This is a genomic window from Flavobacterium sp. (assembly GCF_027490375.1).
Classification (GTDB): Bacteria; Bacteroidota; Bacteroidia; order Flavobacteriales; family Flavobacteriaceae; genus Flavobacterium.
Genome location: NZ_JAIXYH010000095.1, coordinates 1 through 12370 on the forward strand (window position 1 = coordinate 1; position 12370 = coordinate 12370).

Genomic DNA, 12370 nt, shown 5'->3' on the forward strand with positions numbered 1-12370 from the left:
CGACAGGCTCAGGCACCTTTGGAGCACAATGTTTCACTAAGTATTCCACAATGGGCACAACGCCGCAAAAGCCGAACTCAGGCAATAGTTTTAGGCACACAGAAAACGCCGAAGCGCACAGAATTTTGTGGAATGTTTGGCTGATGAAGAACACACAGAACGTATCAAACCGTTTGAAAAATTGTATCGACCTTCGACGCACTGTTTTCGACAGGCTCAGGCACCTTTGGAGCACAATGTTTCACTAAGTATTCCACAATGGGCACAATGTTTGCCTTCGACAGGCTCAGGCACCGGCGATACGTGGGTAAGGTTGGGAAAAGCGATACGTTAAGTGGTGAAATCATCGAAGTTTTAATACTCCAATCTTAATACTGCAATAAAACCGCTCTGCGAACTTTGCGGAAATCTTCGCATCCTTTGCGGTTGAGCTTTCGACAAGCTGAGGCACCGGCGATACGTGGGTAAGGTTGGGAAAAGCGATACGTTAAGTGGTGAACGTCGCTAAGTCTTAATACTCAAATCTTAATACTTGATACTTCATCCTAAAATATGCGGAAAACCCGTAACCGTATGTCGATTTTTTTTCAAAACTTCGCCTCGATGGGGGCGGGTGGGATGGGGAGCGATTCCCACGTACGAAATTCCCAGAGATAAATTTTACGGAAAAACCGCAATTTTTGGGAGATTGGGAGATTGGGAGCTTCGCAAATTTCCGGAGCCCAGTCTTGGCAACGCCCACCTGCCGAAGCAAACGACCCGTACGCAGAAACCGTACCGTTAGAAGTGTTGCAGTCGCCGGTAGTTCAAGATCCCGACACCATCAAAACCAAACAGCAGCAAGATGTGAACAAATATTTACAAGAGCAGGAAATGCAGTTGGCTACATTTATTCAAACACCATCATTTTATGAGAGTCCATGCAGCCAGTTTCTCCCCGGTACCGAGGAATACGAATTCTGCTGTGCCTTAAACCCCGGCGCTTGCGGTAACGTAAATATAGATTTGCTTTACTACTACCACCCCGACCACCTCGGTAGTTCAACAGCTATTACCGATAAAGACGGTACGCCTTACCAAATCGACGCAGGAGATTCACCGAACACCACTAAAAACAACTCCCAGTGAGGTAATATTTCTTAAATTTACCCTTTGGAGAAATCGTAGCTTTAGCGGAGATTCTTCGAACACCGATGAAGAATAAAAGCTTGGTGAGAAAAACCTTTGTAGAACAAAACACCTTTGGCCCTTTGGATAACCAGTTTAAATTCAATGGTAAAGAACTTGATTCTGATATGCGCAGCATTCTTCGAACACCGATGAAAAATAAACACTTTGTGAGAAAAACCGGTCTCTACTACTACGGCGCCCGCTTTTACGACCCGCGTTTTAGTTTTTGGTATTCTCCCGAGCAAACAAGTGCGATGGATCCTATAGAGGAGAAGGAACTAGCTGGAATTCAAGAAGAAAAATAAAAAAGCCATTACCCAAAGAGAGTAATGGCTTTTTCTAAAAAAATGGAGTGGTTAGTTAATTTTTAATCAGTTTTTTTGTGGTCATTTCCGTTTGATTTTCATTGTAAATTTTGACAATGTAAATTCCACGAGGCAAGGCAGACACGTCTGTAGAGATCGTATTTTTACCCTCTACTAATTGATAAGTGTTACTTACTACTCTATTTCCTGTGTAAGCAAATATTTGAAGGGAAATCTCGCCATTTCGATCAGACAAAATATCCATATAGAAACGATCAGATACCGGATTTGGATAAAGTTCCGAGAAGGTCCCGCCAGCTTCTGCACGCGCACTTCCACAAATAGGCTTAGTTATAGCTAAGGTTCGCGTTGAACCCGCCATAGCTGCTCCACACGCGGTTCCAGAAGCTACAACTCGAATGCTGGCCGTTGAACCAAGTAAAACGGAAGCAAGCGATACAGGATAATTTACGACAACATTAGTAGTGCCTTGACCAGACACTATCGTTGCGCCTGGGATATTATAGAAACTCCAAGTATAGGTTGAAGCGCCAGGAACAGTTGCACATGAATAAGAGATAGAAGATCCCAATGATGCGCACGAAATTTCGCTTGGTCCTGTTATAGAAGATGAAGGCGCAAAAACTCTGTACACTCTACTGGATCGCACGCTGCTTTGTGCACATCCATTCGACGATTGGATAGTAATTGCTCCAACACCGGAAACTAAACTTGAAGGATATAAAACCGTGAACGTTAAGTCGGTGCTAGTTGTGATTGTATTTGTTGTATTTGATAAGTTATTTGGGGATTTTACCACTGACCCGGCAGGGCCAGTAATCGTCCATGATGTTGCAAATGCTGGAGCCGATGCAAGAGTATACGTGTAAGCACCTGAACTTGGACATATTGCATAAAACTGTCCGATTGGCATTGCTGGAGTTGAAGGTAAACGACGTGTAACGGTAAGCATTCTAGTTAGAGCTGCAGAACCCACAGAATTCGAAGCAGCAACAATCACTTGACCGCTAGCAGTAAATTCATTTGAATAATTTACATTAATGGAATGAGTTCCTTGACCTGAAACAATTGTTGCTCCAGCAGGCACCGACCAATTGTACACAACACCTAAGACATTAGTGGTACTGTAGGAAACGCTTGTCGTTGTCCCTACAAATGAGCATACATTTGCACTAGAAGCTGTAATTGTTCCAGGCGTTCCTGGTATAGCTTTGGTTGCGGTATAAGTCCTTGCAGCACTTGCGCATCCTGCTGATGATATAGCTCGAACCGAAAGAGGCATCGTGCCGGCAGTCGTATTGCAACCAAATAAATTAACAACAACCACATGCGTACTGGCTCCAGAAACTATTGTCGCCCCGCTGGGTAGTGTCCATTCATAAGACGTCGCATTTGCAACAGGAACAATCGAAAACTCAACAGGTAAAGTAGTTCCAACAAAATTTCCAAACGCAGAAGAACTTACTGTGATATTGTTGTGTTTTGCAACAATAGAGCCCGGCATTGCAGGTGCTCCCACAACATTAACAACTAATGCAACTCTTGGTCCCTCTATTCCTCCAATAGTCTGCGACACATAAAATGTTCGGGTGGTTAAAGATGAAGTTGAAATAGTTGGTGTCGTTAGCGATGCGGTCCCACCAGTAGCAGCTGTGTACCATTTTAAAACACTTCCCGGCACCTCCTGCACTAATGTCGCCAAATCTGGAGCTGTAGAATAGCGGCATAGGTTGACAGGAGAGCTTGTTTGCAAGTTAACTTGATCATAAAAATAATACTGACCTGTTGTTCTGTTAAAATGTGCGGTAAACGTTGATGCCGAGGTCACGCCAATATTTGAACCATTTAAATTAGCAACTCCGCCTGGAAATGAATTACCTCCCCAATTAGTTCCCCAGTCAGCGCCTTGACGAAATTTTAGTTCTCCAACAGTAAGATTTAAACCAGAAAGTGTATAATCAACGCCATTTGTAGTACTCATGAAAGTATCTGACGACCAGCCGCCTGGTGTTGAACTTCCAATTACGCCAATTGAGAGATATTGAAAACTGTATGCACCCGTTGTTCGATTAAACGAAATATTATAATCGCCTCCAATAACTGGGATATCTGATCCCGAATTTGTTCCCGTTCCTGTAGGGAAACTTGCAGAACCCCATGTAGTTGTGTTTGAATAGGACTGCCGGAACCGATAGCTACCACTATTAATAGTATAATTGTTAAGATAGTACGTAACTCCATCTAAAGTCGTTAATTCAATATCGGTTCCACCACTTGTAAACAAACTTATTACTGGAAATCCCGCGTTGAAACTGTAAACCCCAGTTATCCTGTTAAAATTAATTTGATAAATGCCCGGAACAACAGAAATATTATTACCGTTTAATGTTGCTGTTCCGTTGGGAAAAGCACTTCCGCCCCAGTTAATAGCCCAACTTTGCCCTTGTCTGAATTTTATTTCGCCAGCCACTAGAGATACATCAGATCTCGAATAGTTGACACCGTCGGTGGTGGTAAGTAATGTGTCCGATGTCCAACCGTTTGGCGTCGAACTACCTATAATTCCTATGGTTGGAAACGTAAAACTAAACGCCCCCGTTACCTTGTTAAAACGTATATCATATGTCCCTGGCGTGACAACAATCGACGGTGCATTTATCGTTGCTGTTCCTGTAGGAAAATTGGAAGAACCCCAAGTAGTAATAGGACTACTGCTTTGAACAAACTGAATGGTTCCAGCTGTCAATGTGTAGCTGTCAAGTGCATAATTAATTCCATCGACGGTTGACATGGCAACATTTACACCTGCACCGGGACCAGCGGAACCACTTATATTTACGATTCCAAAGCCAGTCGATGCGGGAGTAAAGCTGTAAACTCGAGTTGTGCGGTTAAACATTACATCATAAACACCCGCAGTAACTGGAATATTGCTACCATTAGGCGCGGCAGTTCCGTTAGGAAAAGAATTTGCACCCCAGTTATTGGCCCAACTGGAATCCTGTCGAAACTTTAGCCCTCCAGTTGTGAAAGTGAAGTTTGATAATGTGTAATTTACATTATCTGTTGTACTCATTGCTACGTCGGTTCCCCAACCGCTTGCTGCATCACCAATCACGGAGATACTTTGGGCGCTACTGCTCACACAAAACAGCAAAGCCGTTATCACAGTTAAAACGATTTTTTTTAGCATTCTTTAAAAGTTTTTGGTTAATATTTTATTAAAATTATAATAAAAATGCTAAAAAATTTTAACGATCGTAATTTTACCTCTACTAAAACGTTTTCGTGTTGATAATTTTTTTTAATCCTTAGATTTTTATGCAAAGGTTTCTTTATCAATAATAAGTATGCACTAAAAACGAATGTCCATCAATAATTAGTAAATATCGTAAGTGTGAATAAATATTTAAGGTTTTTCCGTAATGCCATGTCGATTTTTTTTGGGAGCTTCGCCCTAAACGGGAAGGGGAAAACGGGTTTATCCCTACGAAGAAAAAACGAAAGTTGGTTACGGGAAAACCGTAAAAATTAAAAGATTTTGAGATTGAAAGATTTTGAGATTGAGAGATTATTGAAATCCCTTCGTTAAAAGACCAAACGCCGATACCTTGTAAATCAAGGTAGTTCCACTCGACGGTTGCTTTTTCTATAACCAACGATTACCAGAATAAGTACAAGTACAACTGGCCAAATTCGAACTAAGAATGTAATAATTCCCTCGAGCAAATTCCAACCACTTTTAAAGCCTTCGAATATCTTATCTCCAAAACTAGCCTGAAAAGTATCGAGGTTTGCTTCGTTTAAAACCACTTCGCGGCGCATGCGTTCGCGTTGGTAAACCTTAAGGGTAACAGTACTAAAGGCTACATTATCACGTAAGGAAAGTTTGTTCATGAAAGCTTGATCCACTTGTGCGCGTCGTAAATCTGCTTCATTTTCGGCGTCAACAATACCCGACAGTTTTGTTCCTTTATGGTCAATTGCCTTACCAATACGTTTTGCTACCACTGCATTACGCCGACGCTCTAAATCGGTTGCCAAAAGTTGTAAAGAAACATCGTCACACTTAAGCGTTTGAAAATCAACAAACTTAACCTCCTTCCCGATCGTACGCAAAACAGTATCGAGCTGTAAGTTCGGTACGCGCAGCGTTATCACATTTTCAATTTTATACTTCTTCGTCAGCAATAAACTGTCGGCACTAACAGCTACTTCATCACTTTGTAGTACCTGCGTTTGAAGATTTGACAAGGTTACAAAACCGCCAAACTTTTTTGTAGCATATTCAATTGCTTGTGTGGCGGCCCTAACATCCTCTACTTCAAATTGCGCATCAACAGTGCGAACAAACTCACGTTCAAGATTAGGGGCATTTACAGAAGCAGTGTTCGATGTGTCAACGACCTCACTTTCCATTTTTGCTTCGGAGAATCGCTCCTCGGCCAATTGATTTTTACACGCTGTCGCTGAGAAAAAAAGTACGACAAATAAAACAGATGGGAATACAGGTACCTTCATGATTAATTGATTTACAAATGATTAAAAAATATGTAATGATCAATCAATGCAATGTGTTTTTAGGTTTGTAATGGACAGTAATAAAAACTATGCCAAAAAAATTACGGGCTTAATGCAGAAATCCAGAAAATCTTCCCTTAATAAAAATTGTGTAACTCTTCTTTGTTTAGAACAGGACTCGAACCTGTGTCCGCCTTGGCGGATAAGAGCCCACGAGCGTAAAATAAAAAACTCCAACCTTTCGATTGGAGTTTGACTTGTAGCGGGAACAGGACTCGAACCTGTGTCCGCCTAGGCGGATAAGAGCCCACGAGCGTAAAATAAAAAACTCCAACCTTTCGATTGGAGTTTCTCTTGTAGCGGGAACAGGACTCGAACCTGTGACCTTCGGGTTATGAGCCCGACGAGCTGCCTACTGCTCTATCCCGCGATGTTGAGTGCAAAGATACACCTCTTTATTCGCTAAAAGCAAGTTTTTTTTGAAAATTTTTAGAATGCGCTCACAGCCAACTACTCACGCGGTAATTTCAACGCTACTTTTAACGGATTTGATCTGCAAAGCTCGAAATTCTTGACGGTTTGTTCCCATTCTTTAAACGCTGCTGCGCTCGTTTTCGGAATTAATTGATATGCCACAGCAAAAGTGAAGCGATCTTTGGGCTTGTACGAAAATAAAGTATGTGTTCCTAAAGCCGGATCGGCACTAAAAGTTTGTACATCTTTTGGATTTTCGTACGGAAAAAAAACGGTTTGTACCAATTCTTGCTCTCCTTTGCGGGTTTGAAGATGATAATACCGAGAATCAGTGGTAAGCTTTGCTTGTGAAAGTACTCCCTCGGCAACAATCGAATAGCCCAGCGCTTTTGAAGGCTGCGTCATAAATACATCAACAGAAATAAACAGCGCACTTTTGTCGATCGAAATTCGTTTAATTTCTCCAATCTTTTGGGAACCCCACGTTGGGTAGTACAATAAAAAAACCGTTCGAATTGGCCCGGCCGCCAAAATTTCCAATTTTTCAATTTTCTCTGCAAATTCCAACACATTATCTTTTAAAACAGCTGTAGCACCAAGACCTAAACTGTGCGAAACATCAGAAACTAAACTTTGAAAAGGAAGTTCTTTATTTTTATACTTTTTAAGCTGACTCTCTAACGCTTGCGCAGATGGCTTGATCCCAAAGTCAAAAGCTGAAGGCTTCGACTTGCTGCGCTCTGGCGTTCTAAATACAACACTTTCATTTTCCCAATAAATCTGCCCGTTATGCTTAAAAACAGCTGTTTTAACCATCGAGCTCGAAGCGCCACGAGTACTATCTAATACTATGTCGTACGACAAAATAGAACCCGCAGGAATGTTCACGTGCAGTAAAACCTGATCTTCCACACCATCGAAATCAGAATCGTACCACTGCGTAGGTAAATAACTATCTGTCCCTTCTCGCTTAATGCGAAACGCTTTCTTGGCGTGTTTCTTTACTGTTGTATGTAACAAACTTCGCTGAATGGCTATAACTTCAGAGCGATCGATGTTTAAGTCGTTTGTAACCGTGACCTTCTGAAAAACCTGTGCCTGCAAATGAGTGCTAGAAAAGACAACAAATAGCAGTAAAATCAATTTTTCTAAAGTTATATGTTTAGGAAGAATTCGAAAATTTGAACCCATTTTATGGAAAAAGATTGTACATTTAGGAAGTTCAAATGTAAGGAATGTGCCAAAGCAGTTCGCTTATTTACCACTGAATTCTCGCGCACCTTGCCTATTAGAAATTTAAAAACCTAACTCCACTTGACAAAAAACGACTTTATCAAATTAATTGCTAGCAAAGAGCCGCAACTTGAGGCATATTACCACAATTTGCCAGAAGAGGTATTTCAGGATACCGAGTTGTTTTTCCATCTGAAGTTGTTTTTAGCGCTGCCCGAGCCCGTTTTTCTAGTTTGGGGAGTCGAACCCTATTTCCTACCTAATACCAAAGCGTTGAAATATGATGGGCTAATTGAACATTTTTCGAAACTAAAAGCTTTTCCTGCAAACCAATCCCAAATTTTGTTGCTGGAAAATAGAGTCTTTACTTTCGAGTTTCATCCCATAGACGAACAGCAACCTCACTTCCAAAAAGGAATTCTTTATGTAAAAGAAGAATCCTCAACCGATCAACACGATGCGCAAATACTTGAAAAACTTCCCGTTGCCGCCTGTATTTTTAGCACGAAAGAACTAATCGTTACAGCAGCTAATGATATTATGCTTTCTTATTGGGATGTCGGTAAAAATGTGATCGGAAAACCGCTGCAGCAAATTTTACCGATCCTTCACGACCAACCGTTTATTGCGCTTTTGCAGAATATTTTCCGTACAGGAGAAATACACACCAGTACACAAGCGCCCGCCCGACTGCTACGCAACGGAATGGAACAAACGCTGTATTTCGACTTCACCTACGTGCCTTTAAAAGATGACAAGGGTAACGTATACGCCATTTTAAGCACCGCCTCTGATGTAACTGCGCGTGTGCATCTAAACCGAAAAGTTAAAGCAGAACAACAACAGTTTTTAGATTTGTTTGAAAATGCGGCAGTTGCCGTGGCTGTTTTAGATAAAAATCTAGTTTTTGAAAAAGCTAACCCTTTCTACTTGTCGCTCGTAAATCGAACTGCCGAAGAAATTATCGACCGACCTTTACTGGAAGCCATTCCTGAAATTAAAGGACAGGGATTCGACGAACTTTTACTCGACGTCATTGCCAGCGGAAAACCGTACGCAGCAAAATCGGAGCGAGCAGAGATTACAAAAAATGGAGCACTACAAACCATTTATGTGGATTTTACCTTTCAACCGTTGGTATTAGAAACTGGCGAAATTGAAGGTGTTTTTGTGATTGTAACTGATGTTACGCAGTCGGTGATCGTCGATGCCGATAATAAAAGCAAAGAAGCTACACTACAAAGTATTCTTGAAAACGCTGCGGCTGGTATTTCCCTGTTTGTGGGTCGCGATTTGGTCATTGAGCTTCCTAACAAGAAAATTGTTGAGCTTTTAGGTAAAGGACCAGATGTAGCCGGCAAAAAGTTAACCGAAGTAATGCCTGAATTACTTACTGAAAACCAATCGATTATTGGAATTTTACACGGTGTTTTTGATTCGGGCATCCCCTACTCTACGCAAGATTCTATGGTAAAAATCGTCCACGACGGTGTATTACTCGAAAAGTACTACAACTTTACGTATACGCCCTTATTCGACGAAAACAAGAACGTTTATGCTGTCTTGCAAGTTGCTATTGAAGTTACCGATAGCGTTTTGGCACGCAAGAAAATTGTCGAAGCACAAGCTGCTTTAGAGCAAGCGGTTGATTTGGCGCAACTTGCCACTTGGCAATACAACTTAAAATCGAGCACGCTAATTGGGAATCGGCGTTTTACCGATTGGTTTAAGAATGTGGATGCTTTGGATGCCGAATATTTGGAATTTCAGAAATTTCTCGAAAACATCGCCACACATCCTGAAGAACTTCAAGGGAAAACCGATTTTCGAGACGAGCGCGTCAAAATTGAACCGCAAACGGGCAAAAAACGCATCATTGTTTCGGCAGTGAAAATTAGTTACGACGACGAACAGAAGCCGGAATACATCTCGGGCACTTCGCAAGATGTTACTGTGCTTCGGCAGAAAGAAGAAGAATTAGAAAAGCTGGTTGCCAAACGAACCAAACAGCTCGAAGTGGTTAACAGCACACTCGAACAAACCAACCAAAGTTTAGAACAAAGCAATAAAGCACTGGCACAATTTGCCTATGTAGCTTCGCACGATTTACAAGAGCCGCTTCGAAAAATTACCACCTTCGTGAAAATGCTTGCGAGTCATTTAACTGAAAAAGATAGCCGAACGGAAATCTACATCGAGCGAATCATCAATTCTTCGGAACGAATGTCGAATTTAATCCGCGATATTTTAAGCTATTCGCAGTTATCAAACGGCGAGACAAAATTTGTGCAGGTCGACCTCAACCAAGTTGTTTCTGAGATATTGGCCGATTTCGACTTAGTTATCGAACAAAAAAATGCCGTTGTTCACGTGACCGACTTACCAACAGTGTCGGGAATTAAAATACAGCTGAGTCAGCTTTTTGGAAATGTTATTTCAAATTCGCTTAAGTATTGTCACGATTCAAGACCGCCGCGCATTGATATTAGCTACACAGCAGTAACCGGCGATCAGGTTACTGATTTGAATTTGAGAGCCGATTTAAACTATTATCAGTTTACAATTCGCGATAACGGCATTGGTTTTTCACAGGAGTATGCCGAACAAATTTTCAACATTTTTCAGCGTTTACACGGAAAGCTTGAATACTCGGGAACAGGCATCGGACTGGCGATGTGTCGAAAAATATGTGAGAATCATTCCGGCGCCATTCGCAGCAGCGGAACTGAAGGTATTGGTGCTACATTTGACATCTACTTGCCCGCTTTACAAAGCTAATTTTAGGAAAAACGTTCCTTAATAATTTGCTTCACTACTTTCTTAGAGAAAAGTCTTTTGCGTTTAAGTCCGTAAGAAAATGCTTACTATCTTTGATTAAACCAAAAACTAAACAATTATGAATGTAAACTTTATCGCTATACTCGGAGCGGCTGCCGTTCCGCTTTTAGTTGGATTTTTATGGTACAGCAAACTGCTATTTGCTGATGCCTGGATGAAAGTCGCTAAAATTAAACCCGAAGACTTGGCGTCATTTAATCCGGTAAAAGTATTCAGCTTGTGTTTTCTCTTTTCAATTTTCATCAGTTTTGTGCTCCAATTTTTAGTCATTCATCAAACGGGTGCTATTGGCATGATTGGTGGGGATCCAACAGCTGCCAAAGAATCGTTTACTGCCTTTATGTCTGATTACGGAACTGCTTTTAGAACGTTTAAACACGGCGCGCTTCACGGTTCTATGACTGGCATTCTTTTTGTGCTTCCGATTTTTGGAATAAACGCACTTTTTGAAAAATTATCATGGAAATATGTTTTGATTCACGGCGGCTATTGGACAATTTGTTTAGGTGTCATGGGCGGTATACTGTGCCAATGGGCCTAAGTGAAACAAAATTAGAAACGGTTATTTACGAGAACCCGCAAGTACTTCCCGAATATTGGGATTCGCTCGCGGGTTCTAATATTTTTTTAAAGCAGTCGTATTTAAGTGCTTGTTACGAAAGCAAACCGAAAAACATGCGCTGCTTTTTTATCGTTGTTCGTGCGGAAGATAAACCTCTAAGCATTGCCGTTGCCCAATTTCTAGATTTGAATCAGTTAGAAACCTTCGGCGAACGACAACGCTGCATGAAAACAGTTGCTCGGAATTTTATCTTCAAGAAATTTAGTTCGCATGTGCTTTTTATTGGAAACAATATGCTCAGCGGGCAGCATGCTTTTGCGGCTTGCGATGAAATAAATTCAACTAAAGTACTAACCGCCTTACAGCGTGCAGCCACGCAAATTAAGGAACGACTGAGGACCGAGGGTATTTCCCTACATCTCACCGTTTTCAAAGATTTCGACGCTGCATTCTTACAACAAAACAGTCCGAATTTCCCAGACTTTTTCAAGTTTACGACCCAGCCCAATATGGTTTTCGAACAGCTAAACACTTTTGCCCACGAAACGGATTATGTGGGCGCTTTTGCCAAGAAATACCGCGATCAGTACAAACGCAGTCGCAAACGCTTGCAACCAATTACCTCGCGCTTTTTAACGGAAACCGACTTAGCGGATTACCAGAAAACTACTGCCGACTTGTACTTTAATGTGGCGAAAAACTCGGCATTCAATACCTTTTTACTTCCCGAAAATCATTTTTTGGCATTGAAAAAGCAGCTTCAGGACGACTTTATCGTAAAAGGATATTTTGAAGCCGAACGTCTTGTAGGCTTCAGTACTATAATACGCAATGGCAGCACTGCCGACACTTATTTTTTGGGTTACGATGCCGAAATTCAAAAACATCATATGTTGTACCTAAACATGCTGTACGACATGATACTAACTTCGATTTCGCTAAAGTTTGAAAAAATTGTTTTTGGACGAACGGCAATGGAAATTAAAAGCTCGGCAGGTGCAGTACCGCAAGAGCTTTTTGGATTTATGAAACACCACAATTACCTGTTAAACAAAATATTACCCTACTTTTTTAAACAGCTAGAACCCAAAGTAATCTGGCAGCAACGACATCCGTTTAAAGGAGTTGGTGACGAAGCACAGCAGTAGATGTTCAGTTTGCTTTTCTTGTCGTAATGTTTTTGGATAACGATTTTCCTAGCCCCGGGTGCAGCGGCAGCTCCGAAAAAAATACGGCTACGTGAATT

Annotated in this window: 8 protein-coding genes and 1 tRNA gene; 5 read left to right on the forward strand and 4 right to left on the reverse strand. The window is 41.4% G+C overall.

Annotated elements, in window-relative coordinates; all coding sequences use genetic code 11:
* Positions 1 to 696: 696 nt before the first annotated feature.
* Positions 697 to 1128: a hypothetical protein gene (locus Q0064_RS14140; RefSeq protein ID WP_298148857.1), complete on the forward strand. Its 432-nt coding sequence runs from the start codon at positions 697 to 699 to the stop codon at positions 1126 to 1128.
* Positions 1129 to 1193: 65 nt separating this feature from the next.
* Entirely contained in the window at positions 1194 to 1475 is a 282-nt protein-coding gene (locus tag Q0064_RS14145) for a hypothetical protein (RefSeq protein ID WP_298148858.1), read from the forward strand.
* Between the two features lie 55 nt (positions 1476 to 1530).
* On the opposite strand, the gene Q0064_RS14150 is transcribed toward Q0064_RS14145, so the two are convergent.
* The 4 genes from Q0064_RS14150 to Q0064_RS14165 form a co-directional block, all read right to left on the reverse strand.
* A complete protein-coding gene (locus Q0064_RS14150; RefSeq protein WP_298148859.1) occupies positions 1531 to 4689 on the reverse strand; it encodes a T9SS type A sorting domain-containing protein in 3159 nt (1052 codons plus the stop codon).
* A 425-nt stretch (positions 4690 to 5114) separates the two neighbouring features.
* Complete coding sequence (locus Q0064_RS14155) at positions 5115 to 6017, reverse strand: DUF4349 domain-containing protein (RefSeq protein WP_298148860.1); 903 nt, start codon at positions 6015 to 6017, stop codon at positions 5115 to 5117.
* Positions 6018 to 6374: 357 nt separating this feature from the next.
* Positions 6375 to 6447: transfer RNA gene (locus tag Q0064_RS14160), tRNA-Met, on the reverse strand.
* An 80-nt stretch (positions 6448 to 6527) separates the two neighbouring features.
* Complete coding sequence (locus Q0064_RS14165; protein ID WP_298148861.1) at positions 6528 to 7682, reverse strand: DUF4861 family protein; 1155 nt, start codon at positions 7680 to 7682, stop codon at positions 6528 to 6530.
* Positions 7683 to 7805: 123 nt separating this feature from the next.
* Between Q0064_RS14165 and Q0064_RS14170 the strand changes: the two genes are divergently transcribed.
* From Q0064_RS14170 to Q0064_RS14180, 3 genes are all read left to right on the forward strand, one after another.
* Positions 7806 to 10502, forward strand: a complete 2697-nt coding sequence (locus Q0064_RS14170; protein ID WP_298148862.1) for a PAS domain-containing protein — start codon at positions 7806 to 7808, stop codon at positions 10500 to 10502.
* A gap of 118 nt (positions 10503 to 10620) precedes the next feature.
* Positions 10621 to 11103 (forward strand): DUF1761 domain-containing protein, encoded by a 483-nt coding sequence (locus Q0064_RS14175; protein ID WP_298148863.1) that lies wholly within the window; start codon positions 10621 to 10623, stop codon positions 11101 to 11103.
* On the forward strand, positions 11094 to 12272 hold the full coding sequence (locus Q0064_RS14180) for a GNAT family N-acetyltransferase (RefSeq protein ID WP_298148864.1): 1179 nt from the start codon (positions 11094 to 11096) through the stop codon (positions 12270 to 12272). The genes Q0064_RS14175 and Q0064_RS14180 overlap by 10 nt, the downstream gene beginning before the upstream one ends.
* Positions 12273 to 12370 lie beyond the last annotated feature (98 nt).